Below are 16,079 nucleotides of genomic sequence, written 5' to 3'. Positions count from 1 at the left end.
GTCACCTCACGGGTTCACTTTCTGGGCGTCGGAACCGACGACGGGGGCGGAGTGCGGGACGGCGGCCCGGCAGCCGAGGACGTAGAACCACCAGCCGGCGATCACCAGGGCGATGAGCGCGGCGAACATCGCGGTCGGCGAGGCGTGGACGAGGAGGAAGCCGCAGATGATCGGGCCGATGGCGACGCCGATGTGGACGAGGTTCTGGGCGCCGAAGTAGCTGCCGCGCAGATTGCTCGGGGCGATGGCGTCGATGAACATGTACTCGGCCGGCACGACGATCACTTCACCGATGGTGAAGACGACGATCGCGGCGACGATGATCCAGACCTCGGTCGACAGCGCCATGCCGATCAGGCCGAGGACGAACGCCCCGGTGCCCCAGGTCAGCCAGCGCAGCAGCGTCTTCTCCTTGAGCCTGCTGCCGATGACGTACTGGGTGGAGATGACGACGATCGCGTTGGCGGCCGAGATGTAGGCGACGAGCTGGTAGGCGGTGTCGCGGGACTCGACGAGGACCAGGTACTGCGACATGTACGTCAGCAGGGGGCCGTAGACGACGATGCTGAGGATGCCGCCCAGGGTGAAGAGCCCGAGCCGGCGGTCGGCCCGCATGACCCGCAGGACCTCGCGGAAGTTCATCGACTCCTCGTCGGAGGAGGCGGACGAGGTCGAGGACTCGGAAGCAGAGACGGAAGCGGAAGCGGAACCGGGATCCGCAGCGGAGGCGGAGGCGGGAGCGGAGACCGCGGCGGGCATCGCGCTTCCCGCCGTGAACAGCCTGCGGTAGATCACCAGGGGCAGCAGGGCCGCGAAGATCACGCCTGCGGCGAGCAGGAACGGGCCTCCGGTGCCGGCCTGCACGGTCCACACGCCGAGGAAGGGGCCGACCGCGGCGCCGATGTTCTGCAGGGAGTAGCGCAGCGAGAAGACCTTCGCCCGGTTCTCCGAGGGCAGCAGGTCGGCGAGGAGCGCGTTGGCGGTGACGCTCATCGAGGAGGAGGCGGTGTTGGCGACGAGCAGGATGCCGATGACCACGAGCGGGGAGCCGACCATCGGCAGGGCGGCGTAGAGCACGGTCAGCACGATGTCCAGGACGATCATGAAGTGGACCTTCACGAACCGGTCGGCGAGATAGCCGCCGTAGACGCTCACCATCGTGCCCACGAGCAGGCACACGCCGAGGACATAGCCGATGGTGGCGCCGTTCATGTCCAGCGAGTCGTGCAGATAGATCGGCAGGTAGGCCAGGATGCCGAAGAAGCTGACCGAGCGCGCCATCGCGCAGAGCAGCAGGATCCTGACGGCGACGGGCAGTTCACGGACCAGGGCCAGCAGGTTCTTCATGCCGAACCCTCCGCCGCGATCGCTTCGATGATGTCGATGAGGGATTCCTTGATGGTGTCGATCCGTCGCCGGTCGAACAGGTCGGGGTGGTGGCCGAAGAGGATCTCCAGCCGCTCTCCGGGGATGACGGTGATGCCGAGCGGATAGTGGGAGACGCCCTTGGCGCCCTGGGTCCGCTCGCGCACGCGCGGCCCGTCGGCACCGGCGGACGGGTCCGCCTGGTCAGGGTAGTTCTGGAAGACGTAGTACGAGTCGAACAGTTCGCCCGCGCCGACCAGCCGCTGGATCTCGGTCAGACCGAGATGGCGGTGCGGGAAGACGTCGAGCTGGGCGGACTGGACGCGGCCGAGCGTCGCGCTCAGCGGCTCGCCCGGCTCCGAACGGACGCGGAGCGGGACGGTGTTGATGAGGAGGCCGACCACCGACTCGATGCCGTCGATCTCGGCGGGCCGCTCCGAGACGGTGGTGCCGAAGACCACGTCCGTGCGGCCGGTGAGCCGGCCGAGCTGGAGCCCCCAGGCGGCCTGGAGCGCGGTGTTGAGGGTGAGGCCGAGGCGGGCACAGGCCCGCTCCAGGTCCCGGGTCAGCTCGGCGGGCAGAACGGCGCTGGTGGTGTGCGGCAGGACGTGGGTGGCGAGGCCCGGGCGGCCGACGCGCGTCGGTTGTTCGATCCCGGCGAGGTACTCCCCCCAGGCGTCGAGGGCGCCCTGCCGGTCCTGGCGGGCCAGCCAGGCGAGGTAGTCGCGGAAGGGGACGACCGGCGGCAGGTCGGCGGCGCGGCCCGCGTACAGGTCGAACAGGTCCTGCCAGACGACCGCCATGGACCAGCCGTCGAGGAGGATGTGGTGGTCCGCGACGAGAAGCTGGTGGCGGGTGCCGGAGAAGCGCAGCAGCGAGAAGCGGAGCATGGGGCCGGCCGCCAGGTCGAAGCGGAGCGCCGCGTCCTCGGCGACGATCCGGTCGGCCGCCGCGGTCCGCTCCTCGGGGTCGAGTCCGGTGAGGTCGTGGAAGCGCCACGGCACCTCGACGGAGTCGGGCACCACCTGCACGGGAGTCTCCAGGCCGCGTACGGCGAAGCTCGCCCGCAGGTTGGCGTGGCGGGCCAGGAGTCCCTGCGCGGCCTGTCGCAGCCGGTCGGCGTCGACGGGCCCTTCCAGGTCGAAGAGGGTCTGTCCCTGGTAGGGGTCGTCGTCCTTCTCCGGGTCGGCGGCGCCGGCGTGCAGCAGCAGGCCCTGCTGGAGCGGGGCGAGCGGCAGGACGTCCTGGAGGCCTGGGTAGGTCCGCTCGAGGGCGGTGAGGGTGGACTGCTTGAGGGACAGGAGCGTCACGTCGGAGGGGGTGAGGCCGCCGAGTTCGGGGTGGTCGGTGAGCCCGGCGAGGCCGGTGAGCAGCTGGGTCCACCGGTCGGCGAGCGCGGCGACGTCCTCCTCGGTGAAGAGCGCCGGGTCCCACCGCCAGACGGTCTCGGCCCCGCCGTCGTTCCGGGTCCGTACGTCGAGCAGGAGGGGGTACGGGGCCGGTGCGGCGTCCATGTCGAAGCGGAAGCAGACCTGCGAGGGCGCGAAGGCGTCCACCTGGTCCTGGTCCCGGGCCTGGGCCTGGGCCTGGGCTTGGTCCCGGGCCTGGTCCTGCCGCAGATCGGCGTAGCCGCGTCCGCCGGCCGGGAGCGACCGGACCTGTTCCTTGACCCGCTTCAGGGCGCGGGCGAGCCCGCGCGGATCCGCCAGGCTCCGGTCGAGGTTCGCCGGGCCGGGGGTGAGACGGACGGGAACCGGGTCCGGGACCTCGGGGGTCGCGAGGTCGATCCGGAGCGCGGACGTGGCCGCCGGGACGCGTCGGCCGCGCCACTCGATCAGCGCGGGGGCGAGCGCGGCGAGCGCGAGGGAGGCCGGGTCGGCGTGGAACATCCGCGGCAGGGTGGTCAGCAGCGCTTCCGCGAGGTCCGCGGGGAGCACGCGGCTCGTCTCGGCCCGCGCACCGCTCGGCGCGCCGTACGCCGGGTCGGGGGTCTCCAGCGTCTTGAGCCAGTACGGCAGAGCGTCTGCCACCTCCGCCGCCCCTGCTCCGGCCGTGCCCGCCGGGGCGGTCTGCTCGGCGGCGCGGGCGACGAGCGCCTCGACGGTCTGGTACTGGAAGACGTCCCGGGGCGTGATCACGAACCCCTCGGCGCGGGCCCGGCTGACCAGTTGGATGGAGCGGATGGAATCGCCGCCGAGGTCGAAGAACTGGTCGTCGACACCGACGCTCTCCAGGCCGAGGACGTCGGCGAAGAGCCGGGCGAGGGCGATCTCGCGTGCGGTGCGCGGCGGGCGGACGGCCCGCGAGGTGAAGTCCGGCGCCGGGAGGCGCCGGGTGTCGAGCTTGCCGTTCGGGGTGAGCGGCAGTGTGTCGAGGGGGACGACGGCGGCCGGCACCATGTGCTCGGGGAGCGTCCTGGCGGCGTGGCGCCGTACCTCCACGGCGAGCGTGCGGCCGTGGTCCTCGGCCCGCGGGTCGTTGCCGTGGTCGTACAGCGACCGGCCGTCGGCCGCCTTGTGGACGAAGAGGTCCGTCAGCAGCGGCCGGACGGCCTCCGGGGCGAGGAGGACGGCGTCGAAGCGGTCGCCTTCCGAGGCGTCGGTCCAGGTCAGCCGGGCGGTGTAGCCGAGCTCCGCGGCCAGCGCGTGCACGGCTTCCGGATCGATTCCGGGGCGTTCGCGGGTGTCGAGGCCGAGATCCCGCACGCGGGCGGCCTGTTCCGTACGGAGCAGGTGGGCGGCCTCGACCTCCGCGGCGACCCGGTGGTTGGGGATGCCGGTGACCCGGAGCACGTCCGGCCGCGTCCGCGCGATCCGCTCCCGTACCGCGTCGAGGCCCGCGTGGTCCGGCCGCTCGCTGCCGGGCCCGGTGCCGCCGGGGCTCGGGACCTTCCCGTCCTGCCAGACCATCTCTTCCGCGTCGCGTACGGAGACGAGGTCCGCGCCCCGCTTGTGCAGGACGACCTCGTAGCGGAAGTCGGTCAGTTCGTTGCGGTGGTGGCCGCGCTTGAGCTGGATGTCGACGCCCGCGACCTCCGTGATCTCCTCGGCGATCCGGCTGAAGAACGCCGGGTCGAGGAGGAGTTCGCTCTCCAGTCGTTCGGTGTGCGCGACCAGGTCCCGGGCCGCCGCGACCGGTTCGTCCGCGTGGGCGCCGCCGTGCAGCGCGGTCGCGGTGAGGAAGGGGTGGAGCAGCCGCAGGTGCCGGATGTCGCCGAGGAAGATCCGGCCGCCCGGCTCCAGGAGCTCCATGGCCTGGCGGAGGACGTCGAGCAGATAGGCGACGCTCGGGAAGTACTGGGCGACGGAGTTGATGACGACGGTGTCGAAGCGCCGGCCGGCCAGGTCGCCGATCTCGTGGGCGGCGAGGCTGCGGAGGAGGACCCGGTCGCGCAGCTCCTCCGACTCCTCCACCCGGGCGCCGAGCGTCTGGATGAGGGAGGGCGAGAAGTCGACGCCGGCGTACGTGTCGACGTGCGGGGCGACCTGCCACAGGATGAGGCCGGAGCCGACGCCGACCTCCAGCACGTGCCGGGGCCCCAGATCGAGGATCCGGGCGACGGTGGCGGCCTGCCACTCGCGCATGTCCGGCAGCGGGATCGGCTGGTTGTCGTAGCTGCTGTTCCAGCCGGTGAAGTCCTGCTCGACGCCCAGGTCCTCCTGCTCGCTGTAGCCCTGTTCGTGGATCTCCTGCCACTTGTCGACGTGCGCGATGTCGTCGGCGAGACCGGCGCGGCCGGCGGTGCCGGGGGCCTTGGGCACGACGTAACCGATGAGCTGCTGGTGGCCGGGGGTGTCCTCGCGGACGACGACGGCCGACTGGGCGACGCGCTCGTGGGTGTCGAGGACGGCCTCGATCTCGCCCAGTTCGATGCGCATGCCGCGGATCTTGACCTGGTCGTCGGCGCGGCCGACGAAGTCCACGACGCCTTCCCCCGAGGGGAGCGTGCGCCACTTCGCCAGGTCGCCGGTGCGGTACATCCGGGAGCCGGGCCGGCCGTAGGGGCAGGCGACGAACCGTTCGGCGGTCAGGCCGGGGCGGTTGAGATAGCCGCGGGCCAGGCCGTGGCCCGCGAGGTACAGCTCGCCGGTGACGCCCGGGGGGACCGGCCGCAGCCCGGCGTCCAGGACGTACACCCGGGTGTTGGGCAGCGGACGGCCGACGGGCACGGAGTCGGCCTCGAACTCCGGGCCCGCGCTGCCGCACTCCCAGTACAGCGCGTCGACGGTCGCCTCGGTCGGCCCGTACGCGTTGATCATCGTGCGGCCGCGCGACCAGGTCGCGGCGAGGCCCGGCGGGCAGGCCTCGCCGGCCACCATCAGGTGCTCCACGTCCGTGAGGGCGTCCTCGGCCATCGAGCCGAGGATCGTCGGCGAGAAGGTGATGTGGGTGGGGCGGTAGCGGGCGGTCAGGGCGCGCTGCCGGTCGGGCGAGAGCAGCTCCTCGGGAGAGGTCAGGATGACGGCCGATCCGGCGAGGAGGGTGCAGCACATCTCGCAGAAGGTCGGATCGAAGTTGATCGAGGAGAACTGCAGGAAGCGGGAGTCGGCGTCGAGCCGGAACCGTTCGATGTAGCCGCGGGCGAGGTTGGGGATGCCGCGGTGGGTGACGGCGACGCCCTTGGGCCGGCCCGTCGAGCCCGAGGTGTAGATGACGTACGCCAGGTCCTGCGGGCGCAGCGGGGCGTGGCGCTCGGCGTCGGTGGGGGCGTGGCCGGGCAGGGCGGCCAGCTCGGCGCGGTCGTCCGGGTCGGCGAGGTCGAGCCGGAGGACGTCCCGCGCCTCCGGGGGCAGTTTGGCGAGCAGGTCGCCGGTGGTGAGGAGGGCCTTGGGGCGGGTGTCCTCGACCATGAACGCGAGCCGGTCGGAAGGGTAGTCCGGGTCGAGCGGGAGGTAGACGCCGCCGGCCTTGAGGATGCCGAGCAGGCAGCCGAGCAGTTCGGGCGAGCGGCGCAGGGAGAGTCCGACGACGTCGTCGCGGCCGACTCCGCGGTCGATCAGCCAGTGGGCGACCTGGTTGGCCTGCCGGTCGAGGGCGGCGTAGCTCAGCTCGGTGTCCTCGTGGACGAGAGCCAGCGCGTCGGGGGTGCGGGCGACCTGGGCCTCGAAGAGGGCGGGGAAGGTCGCGTCGGGCAGGTCGAGCGCGGTGGCGTTCCAGGTGTCGAGGACGGTGGTGCGCTCGGCGTCGTCGAGGAGGTCGATGTTCTCCAGACGGCGGGCGGGGTCGGCGACGACGGTGTCGAGGACGCGCAGGAGCTGCCGGGCGAACCGTTCGACGGTCTCCCGGTCGAAGAGGTCGGTGGCGTACTCGATCTCGCCGCGCAGTCCGCCGGGGCGTCCGTCGGGGCCGAAGCGCTCGGTCAGCTCGATGGTCAGGTCGAACTTGGAGGTGTGGGTGGGCACGGTCTCGTGGACGGCGGTGAGGCCGTCGAGCCGCCATGCGGGCTCGATGTTGTTCTGCAGCACCAGCATCACCTGGAACAGCGGGTGGTGGCTGGTGGTGCGGGCGGGGTTGAGGACTTCGACGAGGTACTCGAAGGGCAGGTCCTGGTGCTCGTACGCGCCGAGGTTCGACGCGCCGACGCGGGCGAGGAGTTCGGTGAAGGCGGGGTTGCCCGAGGTGTCGGTGCGCAGGACGAGGGTGTTCACGAAGAAGCCGACGAGGTCGTCGAGCGCGCTGTCGGCGCGACCGGCGAGCGGGGAGCCGAGCGGGATGTCGGTGCCGGCGCCGAGCTTGGTCAGCAGGGTCGCGGCGGCGGCCTGGAGCACCATGAAGAGGCTGGCGCGTTCGCGTCGGGCGAGCGCCTGGAGCCGTTCGGTGAGCTCGGCGGGCACGTCGAAGGGGACGACATCGCCGCGGAAGGTGGCGAGCGCCGGGCGCGGCCGGTCGGTGGGGAGGTCGAGGAGTTCGGGGGCGCCCGCGAGCCGTTCCCGCCAGTAGGCGAGCTGCCGGGACATCGTCGAGTCGGGGTCGTCCGCGGAGCCGAGCAGCTCGCGCTGCCACAGGGTGTAGTCGACGTACTGCACGCCGAGCGGCGGACGGTCCGGGGCCACATGGGCGCGGTGCGCGGTGTAGGCGTCGCAGAGGTCCCGCACCAGCGGGGCGAGGGACCAGCCGTCGCTCGCGATGTGGTGGATGCACAGCAGCAGGACGTGGTCCTGGGGTCCGGTGCGGAACAGGTCGACCCGGACCGGGATCTCGGCGGCCAGGTCGAAGAGGTGTCCGGCGGCCCGGTCGACGGCGGCGCGCAGGCCGGACACGGGGACGTCGTGGACGGTGACGTCGACCCGTGCCTCCTCGGCGGGGACGACGATCTGCTCGGCGCCCTGCTCGCCTTCCGCGAAGTACGTCCGCAGGCTCTCGTGCCGTACGAGCAGGTGGTCGACGGCCGCGCGCAGCGCGTCGAGGTCCGGCTCGCCGGTGAGGCGGACGGCGATGGGCAGGTTGTAGGTGGTGCTCGGCCCCTCCAGGCGGTGCAGGAACCACAGCCGCTGCTGGGCGTACGAGACCGGGACGCGCGCTCCGCGCTCGCGGACGCGGGGCGCCGGGCGGGCGGGAGCGCCGCCGTCGAGGCGCAGGGCCAGCGCGGCGGGGGTGCGGTCCTCGAAGACGGTGCGCAGCGGGAGTTCGACGGCGAGGGCGGAACGGACCCGGGCGACGAGGCGGGTGGCGAGCAGCGAGTTGCCGCCGAGGTCGAAGAAGCTGTCGTCGGTGCCGACCCGGTCGACGCGCAGCACCTCCCGGAAGAGGTCGACGAGGGCCCGCTCACGGTCGGTGGCGGGTGCGCGGTACGGGGTGGAGTGCGCGAACTCCAGGGCGGGCAGGGCCTTGCGGTCCACCTTGCCGGCCGGGGTGAGCGGGAAGCGGTCCAGGACGGCGATGCCGGCGGGGACCATGTGCGCGGGCAGCCAGGCGCGGAGCGCTTCGCGCAGGGCGACCGGGTCGGGGGTGCGGCCGGGGGCGGGGACGACATAGCCGGCGAGGTGGCGGTTGCCGGAGGACCGGTTTCCGCGGTCGGCGGCGGGCGCGGCGGCCTCCGGGGCGGTGCCGGGGGCGTCGTCGCGGACGACGACGCGGGCCTGGGCGACCTCGGGCAGGCGGCGCAGGGCCTCCTCGATCTCGCCGAGCTCGATGCGGTAGCCGTGGATCTTGACCTGCTCGTCCACGCGGCCGAGGAAGTCCAGGGCTCCGTCGGCGCGGCGGCGTACGACGTCACCGGTGCGGTACATGCGGGTGCCGGGGCCGCCGAAGGGGCAGGCCACGAACCGTTCGGCGGTGAGCGCGGGCCGGCCGTGGTAGCCGCGGGCCAGACCGTCTCCGGAGAGGTACAGCTCGCCGGGCTCGCCGGGCGCCACGGGTGCCAGGCGCTCGTCGAGGACATGGACGCCGGTGTTCCACATCGGGGTGCCGATGGTGACCGGCTCGCCGGCGCGCACGGGGGCGACCAGGGACCAGATGGTCGTCTCGGTGGGGCCGTAGAGGTTCCACACCTCGGCGTGGCCGTCGGCGGACAGGAAGTCGGCCAGGTCGCGGGGGAGCGCCTCGCCGCCGCAGAGCAGCCGGGTCCCGGCAGGCACCTCGGCCGGTGTCCAACCGGCCTCCCGCAGCAGCTGCCACAGGGCGGGCGTGCCCTGCACCAGGGTCGGCCGGGCCTCGGCGAGGCGGCGGCGCAGGGCGGCCCCGTCGACGGTGGTCTCGCGCGGGACGAGGTGGAGCGTGGCGCCGTTGACCAGCGGGAGGTAGAGCTCGAGCCCGGCGATGTCGAAGGAGATCGGGGTGGTGGACAGCACCACGTCGCCGGAGTGCACGCCGTGCTGCGCGGACATGAAGGCGAGGAAGTTGCCCAGCGAGCGGTGGGTGACGACCACACCCTTGGGCCGGCCCGTCGAGCCGGAGGTGTAGATGGTGTACGCGCCCTGCTCCGGGCCCGTGAAGCGGCCCGTCGGGTTGCCGCGGGCGCCGGTGCTGCCGGGGCCCCCGGCCTTCGGGGCGGCCAGGTCGGCGGCCGGGACGAGGACGGCGGTGGAGGGGGCGACGGGGCCCAGGCCCGGTGCGACCTCGGGGGTCGTGACCAGCGCGCGCGGGCGGGCGTCGGCCGTCATGTAGGCGAGGCGTTCGCTCGGGTATCCGGGGTCCAGCGGGAGGTACATCGCACCGGCCTTGAGCGTGCCGAGCAGGGCGGCGACGAGGTCCGGCGAGGAGGGCAGGGCGACGGCGACGGTGTCCTCGGGGCCGATGCCCCGGTCGATCAGCCAGTGCGCGACGCGGTTCGCCCGCTCGTTCAGCTCCCCGTACGTGAGGGCGGGCCCGTCGCCGCGCACGGCGACCGCGGACGGCTCCAGGGCCGCCCGCTCCTCGAACCGGGCGACGAGCCCGGAGGTCCAGGCGGCGCCGGGCCCGACGGCGCTCTCCAGCCGCGCGGTCATGACCGGCCGTCCCTTCCGGTGGAGCCCGCCGGTGCGAGGGCGGTCCAGTGCTCCTCGACGTAACCGAGGCAGGCGGCCCGGACGTCGGGGCCGAAGGCGGTGTCCCATCCCTCGGGGACGGCCACGAAGTCGGGCCAGAGCGAGTGCTCGCCGGCCTCGTTGGTCAGGACGCGGTAGACGCCCGACTCGTCCTCGAAGGGGTTGCTGCTTGACTGGTCCATGTCGCCTTATCCCTCGCCCACGAAGTCGTCGATGCGTGCGGCGATGTGCGCCGCGTCCGTCACGCAGAGCCGCACCCCGTGCTCGTCGGAGTCCATGACCTCGGTCGTCAGCTCGCCCGTGATCACGGAACGCCAGTGCGGCAGCGTCTCGTTGTCCTTCGCCAGAAGCATCAGCGCGTCGACGTCCAGCGGCTCGGGGTGGTGGGTCTCCAGCGCGCGGGCGGTGGTGCGGAACGCCTTGTGGAGGCGCTCGGCGAACCGGGTGGCCTGGCCCGCGTCGGCGGCCTCGGCGCCGAAGAGCACGGTGGTGATCTCCCGGTAGACGCCCTCGCGGGTGGCGTCGGCCGGCGTGAGCGGCGGGTGCGCGGTGTGCGGGTCGACGACCCGCAGCACGTCGTCGCGGAACTCGACGAGCCGGGCGGCGTCGTCCTCCGGGTCCCCGGCGTCGCCCGACCCGTCGAGATAGCCGTCGACGATCACCAGCTTGCGCAGGCCGAGTCCGCGCTCCTCGGCGATCCGGGCGATCTCGTAGCTGATGACCCCGCCGGCGCAGGCCCCGACCAGATGGAAGTCGTCCTCGCCGAACTCGTCCTCGATGAGGTCCGCGTACAGCTCGGCGATCTCCCGCATGTCGTCGGGGACGTCCACCGCGCTGATGTGCGGGGACTGCAGGCCGTAGCAGCCGCGGTCCGCGCCCAGGAGCCGGACAAGCCGGGCGTAGCCGTCGACGAGGCCGAGCCCGGGGTGGATGAACAGCAGGGGCGTACGGGACCCCTGGTTGCTCATGCGGATGACGGACCGTTCGGTGTTGGCGGCCTGAAGCTGCGCTTTGTTCGCGCTCAGGGCGCTGATGGTCCGGTACCGCAGGAGGTCGCCCATGTTGAGGGACCAGCCGAGGCGCTGGTTGATCTGCTCGATGGTGACCAGGGCGAGCAGGGAGTCGCCCCCGGTGGTGAAGAAGTCGTCGTCGAGACCGACCGACGGCCGGTCGAGCGTGGTCTTCCAGATCTCGACGAGGGCCTGCTCCACCAGGCTCTGCCCCGGCGTGACCTCGCTCTCCTCGGGCGCTATCTGCCGAGCACTCACAGCGGAACTCTCTTTCTGATCGGATCGGAAGGTCGTCGGAAGGTCGGTCCGGCCGGGCGGGTGGGCCCACAAAAAACAGGCCGGGCACGGGCGTCGGGGCCGAGGGGGCTACATCCATCCGCCCGTGAAGTGGAGGACGTCGCCGGTGAGGAAGTCGGCGGAGCCGCTGCCGAGGAAGACGACCAGGTCGCCGATCTCCTCGGCCGTGCCGAGCCGGCCGGCGGGCAGCAGGTCGCGGAGCCGCTCCCGGCCCTCGTCGGTCTCCCACAGCTCGGGCGGGTAGTAGGTCTCGCTCTCCAGGAAGTTCGGCGCGACAGCGTGCACGGTGACGCCGTGCGGGGCGAGTTCGCGGGCCGCCGCCCGCGCGTACGCGGAGGCGCCGGCCCGCAGCGAGCTGTACGTCGAGAAACCGGCCTCGGGCCGCAGCGGGGCGGCGGAGGTCATCAGCACGATGTGTCCGCTCCCGCGGCGCTTCATGTGCGCGGCGGCCTTGGCGAGGACCGCCACCGGGGTGACGAGCAGCGCCTCCGCCGCCCGCCGCAACTCCGCCGGGTCGGCCTGCTCGACGGGGAGGTAGCGGGCCGGGTGGACGTCGTTGCTGACGACCAGGTCGAGCCGCCCGTACCGCTTGACGGCCTGGCCGACCGCGCCGGTCGCGGTCCTGGCCGAGGAGGCCACCGCGCCGTCGCGGCCGTCCTCGAACGAGGCCCGGGCGGCCTCGTCGAGGAAGGACTCGTCGTGGCAGAGGACGGTGTAGCCGGCCTTGCGCAGGGCCTCCACGGAGCCGGGGCCGGCGTAGCGCGTCGCGTGGGTGACCACGGCGACACGCCCCGCCGCACCGGCGGCGGAACCGTCGGCCGCTCCCTCCGCGGCGGGCCTGCCCGCCGACCCTCCCAGGACCGATGCCACGGCCTCGCTCCCGGCCTCGCCCGTCGACCCGCCCGGAGTCGCCTCCGTGCTCACGCGCCGCCGCCGATGAACTCCCGGATCATGGCGTAGATCTCCTGGTCCGGGATCAGGATGTCGTGGTGGCTGCCGGAGTCGCGCTCCGAGACCCGGGCCCCCGCCACCAGCCCGTGGAAGTGGTGCGCCGTCTCCGGGTGGGTCATCCGGTCGGTGCGGCTGGTCGCGATGAGGACCCGCTGCCCGATCCGGCGCGCGGCCTCGTTCGCGTCGTACGCCATGAGCGCGTTGTTCAGCCGGGCGTACCGGTGGAACAGCTCCACGTCCCCGTACGGATAGAGGATGTACGGCGCCAGCCGGGTCGGCACCCCGAAGAGCATGTTCGGGTCGAGGAACAGGTCGAGCACCTCCCGGGCCCGGCGGGTGCCGGAGGCCGCCCCGGAGAGCAGCCCCTGGAACTGCTTCTGGAACGGGGTGCGCATGACCCCCTCGCCGAAGTTCAGATCGGGGTGGAGGACGGTCAGGGTCTCCACCCGGTCCCCGAACTCGGCGGCCGCGGCGAGCGCCACGGGGGCGCCGCCACAGATCCCGATCAGCTGGGCCCGCCGCAGGCCGTACTCCCCGAGCAGCGCCCCGACGAGGGCCACCTCCTCGGCGAAGTCGCCGGCCGGGGTGTCCAGGGACTCCCAGTCGCCGAAGAGGTACGGATTCTCGTACGTCACGACCTGGCGTTCCTCGGACAGCTCGTCCAGCCAGGGGCGGAACAGGGCGGCCGGGACGCCGCACGGCAGGACGAGGACGACGGCCTCGCCGTCCGGGGAGGGCGCCCCCGCGGAGAACGAGTCGAAGGGCGGCAGCCCTTCGGCCCGGATCCGGCGGCGCCCGGGGAGGGAGGCGAGCCCGGCCAGGCCCGCCGTCCCGCCGGACGGTTCCCCCGAGCGGCCGGCGACCGGCTGCCGGCCCCCCGGCTCCAGGTCGAGGAAGTTGCTGAGCGCCACTTCCAGGCTGGAGGGCTTGTCCGGGGCCGGCCAGACGAACCGGGGCACCGTCAGCCCGTACGAGGCGCCGATGCCGGCCAGGACGTCGTTGCAGCGCTCGACGTCCTCCGGGCCGAAGGCGTCGGCGTCCCGGCCGTTCGCGGGGAACACCCGCAGCGTCTCGCGGGCCGATCCCAGGAGGGGCTGGCACAGTTCCAGCGCCTCGACCACGCTCAGGGTCGTCGTGGTCATCTCAGAACTTTTTCCCGCGCGTGGTCTCGGTGACCATGCGGTTGGACGGGTTGTTGTTGTCGCCGTTGACCAGGACGCTGCCGTAGCGCTCCAGGCTGATCCGGCCGCCGTACTCCTCGATGTGGTCGCTGCCCGGGTAGACCGAGACCGAGGAGGGGACGTAACGGCTGGCGAAGCCCATCCGCATCTCGTTGGTCAGGCCCTCGTGCGGGTGCGAGGCGTGCATCAGCGTCGACCAGAAGATGATGAACTGGCCCGGCTCCATGACCTGCGAGACGGCCGCGTCCTCGTCCGGCTTCCAGTCAGGGTCGACCTGGAGCTCGCGGTAGTCGTAGCCGAAGAAGCCCCGGCGGGTGCCCTCCTTGTCGACGCCGTTGATCGAGTTCGGGTCGTAGTGCATCCGCTTGGTCTCGTCGTAGTTCATCTGCTGGTGGGTGCCGGGGATGAACTGCAGGCAGCCGTTCTCGACCTTGGCGTCGGTGAAGGCGGACCAGACGGTGATCGTGCCGCCGAACTCGGCGTTGTCCGGCCAGAGGATCTGCGGGGTGCCCGAGGCGTTGGCGAAGGTGTCCGCCTGGTGCCAGTCGGTGCCCTCGTCGCCGGGGTGCTTGGGGAAGAACTCGGTGCGCCAGCAGATGACGTCCGGGCCGAGGATGGAGGCGACCCGGTCGACGATCTCGCGCTTGCCGACGTGGGCGGCGAGGAAGTCGTTGTCGAGGTGGCGGTCGTAGTTGGAGATGTTGGTGGCGCCGGACAACTCGTCGTCGGGGTAGACGGCGTGGCTGCGGTCGAGCATCTGCAGCCGGGTCTTGCGCCAGATCTCCCGCATCTCGTCGGGCTGGTAGAGCGTGAACGGGCCGATGAACCCCTGCCGGTGGAAGGTGGCGAGCTCCTCGTCGGAGAGGGCGAACGACTGCTGGGCCTTCTGGGCGTGCGTGGTCATGTGCTGCGCTCCTAGCGGGAGGTGAGGGCGAGCTGGTTGCGGACGGCGGTGGCGAGGGCGGCGATGTTCGCGCCTTCGGCGAGCGTGCCGACGTTCAGACCGGTCCTGAACCGGTCGTTGACGACGCTGAGCATGTGGATCAGGGAGAACGACGTGCCGCCGAGGTCGAAGAACTCGTCGGTGTCCTTGATGCCGTCGGTGCCGAGGACCTCCGCCCAGATCGCGCGCAGGGTCTCCTCGACGGATCCCTCCGCGCTCTCGCCGTCGGAGGCCGCGTCGGCGGCCAGGGCCCCGGCGCCCGCCTGGGAGGTCTCGGCGAGCTTGAGCTCCAGCCGCTTGCGCAGACCGTCCTCGTCGAGCTTGCCGTTCACCGTGACCGGCAGCTCGTCGAGGGGGAGGTAGGCGGAGGGCGCCATGTAGCGCGGGAGCGCGTCGGCGACGGCGTCCTTCAGCTCGGCGACGAGCCGCTCCGGGGCGGTGGCGGAGTCGGTCACGGGGTACGCGACCAGGCGCGGGTCGCCCTCGCCGAAGTCGGCGGCAAGGACGACGGCGTCCCGTACGTCGGGGTGGCGGGTGAGGACGGCCTCGATCTCGCCGGGCTCGACGCGGTAGCCCCGGACCTTCAGCTGGCGGTCGGCGCGCCCCGCGTAGGCGAAGGTGCCGGGGGCGGTCTGGACGCCCCGGTCGCCGGAGTCGTACCAGCGCCGGGTGGTGCCGTCGGAGTCGGTGCGCTCGACGAACCGCCGCGCGGTCAGCTCGGGGTGGTTCAGATAGCCGCGGGCGACTCCGGCGCCGGCGATGTGCAGGACGCCCTCCTCGCCGAGCGGCAGGGAGCGCCCCTGCTCGTCGAGGACGTCGATCCGCAGGTCGGCGAGCGGTTCGCCGATGAGGCTGCGCCCTTCGCCTGCCCCCGCGAGGTCGGCGGCGGAGATCCGCTTCCAGGTGACGTGCACGGTGGTCTCGGTGATGCCGTACATGTTGATCAGCGCGGGCGCGTCGAGGCCGTGGCGCTCGGTCCACGGGGTCAGGGCGCGGTAGTCCAGCTTCTCGCCGCCGAAGACGACGTACCGCAGGGAGAGCGGGTCGCCGGCCGGGGCGTCCGTGTCCGCGCGGATGAGGTTGCGGAAGGCCGACGGCGTCTGGTTGAGCACCGTCACCCGCTCGCGGCGCAGCAGCGTGTGGAAGGCCTGCGGGTCGCGGGCGGTGTCGTGGTCGACGACGACGAGGCGGCCGCCGTGCAGCAGCGCGCCCCAGATCTCCCAGACGGAGAAGTCGAAGGCGGCGGAGTGGAAGGCGGTCCACACGTCGGTCTCGTCGAAGCCGAAGACCGGCGCGGTGGCGGTGAAGAGCCGGACCGCGTTGCGGTGCTCGATCATGACGCCCTTGGGCTCGCCGGTGGAGCCCGAGGTGAAGATGACGTACGCGAGACTCGACGCGTCCGCTCCCTGGTGGTCCTCCGGGGCCCGGTCGCCCTCGGGGCCGGTGGCGGCGGGGGCGTCCACGAGGACGGTCCGCTGCCCCTCCACCAGACCGGCCGTGGCACCGCTCGCGACGACCACACCGGCGTCACAGGCGGCGAGGACGAAGTCGCGGCGCTCGGCGGGGTAGGCCGGGTCGACCGGGACGTAACCCGCCCCGGACTTGAGGATGCCGAGGAGTCCGACGACGAGGTCGGTGCCGCGCTCCACGCAGAGCCCGACCCTCCGGTCCCGCCCGGCGCCGGCCGCCCGCAGCTCACGGGCCAACCGCTCGGCCCGTACGTCGAGTTCGCGGTAGGTCAGTCGCGTACGACCGTCGGTGACGGCCACGGATTCCGGGAACCGCGCGGCGATCCGCTCGAAGTTCTCGTGCAGGGTGAGCGAATCATCGAGCGATTCGCTGGAAATCGCACCAGGATTCATAGACG

Annotated in this window: 8 protein-coding genes; all 8 read right to left on the bottom strand. The window is 72.7% G+C overall.

Translation table 11 applies throughout. The features are described from left to right. Positions 1-6: 6 nt before the first annotated feature. Positions 7-1,347, bottom strand: coding sequence for an MFS transporter (locus tag ACFZBD_RS17090; RefSeq protein ID WP_391140352.1), 1,341 nt, complete (start codon positions 1,345-1,347; stop codon positions 7-9). Beyond that, a complete protein-coding gene (locus tag ACFZBD_RS17085) occupies positions 1,344-9,791 on the bottom strand; it encodes an amino acid adenylation domain-containing protein (protein WP_391140351.1) in 8,448 nt (2,815 codons plus the stop codon). The genes ACFZBD_RS17090 and ACFZBD_RS17085 overlap by 4 nt, the downstream gene beginning before the upstream one ends. Further along, entirely contained in the window at positions 9,788-10,012 is a 225-nt protein-coding gene (locus ACFZBD_RS17080; RefSeq protein WP_391140350.1) for an MbtH family NRPS accessory protein, read from the bottom strand. Before ACFZBD_RS17080 ends, ACFZBD_RS17085 begins: the two co-directional genes overlap by 4 nt. A gap of 6 nt (positions 10,013-10,018) precedes the next feature. Then, on the bottom strand, positions 10,019-11,098 hold the full coding sequence (locus ACFZBD_RS17075) for a thioesterase domain-containing protein (RefSeq protein ID WP_391140349.1): 1,080 nt from the start codon (positions 11,096-11,098) through the stop codon (positions 10,019-10,021). A gap of 108 nt (positions 11,099-11,206) precedes the next feature. Further along, positions 11,207-12,007 carry an SDR family oxidoreductase gene (locus ACFZBD_RS17070; RefSeq protein WP_391140348.1) on the bottom strand — a complete coding sequence of 267 codons (801 nt, stop codon included), beginning with the start codon at positions 12,005-12,007 and terminating at the stop codon, positions 11,207-11,209. A gap of 50 nt (positions 12,008-12,057) precedes the next feature. Continuing rightward, the gene (locus tag ACFZBD_RS17065) at positions 12,058-13,230 is read right to left on the bottom strand and encodes an alpha/beta fold hydrolase (protein WP_391140347.1); all 1,173 of its coding nucleotides are present in this window, start codon (positions 13,228-13,230) and stop codon (positions 12,058-12,060) included. 1 nt (position 13,231) lies between these two features. Continuing rightward, positions 13,232-14,173: a chlorinating enzyme gene (locus tag ACFZBD_RS17060; RefSeq protein ID WP_391140346.1), complete on the bottom strand. Its 942-nt coding sequence runs from the start codon at positions 14,171-14,173 to the stop codon at positions 13,232-13,234. Between the two features lie 11 nt (positions 14,174-14,184). Beyond that, the gene (locus tag ACFZBD_RS17055; RefSeq protein WP_391140345.1) at positions 14,185-16,074 is read right to left on the bottom strand and encodes an amino acid adenylation domain-containing protein; all 1,890 of its coding nucleotides are present in this window, start codon (positions 16,072-16,074) and stop codon (positions 14,185-14,187) included. Positions 16,075-16,079: the final 5 nt, after the last annotated feature.

The sequence above is a fragment of the Streptomyces sp. NPDC008121 genome (assembly GCF_042957155.1).
GTDB lineage: Bacteria > Actinomycetota > Actinomycetes > Streptomycetales > Streptomycetaceae > Streptomyces.
Note: the sequence above shows the minus strand (reverse complement) of the source record. Positions and strands in the feature narration are given on the sequence as shown.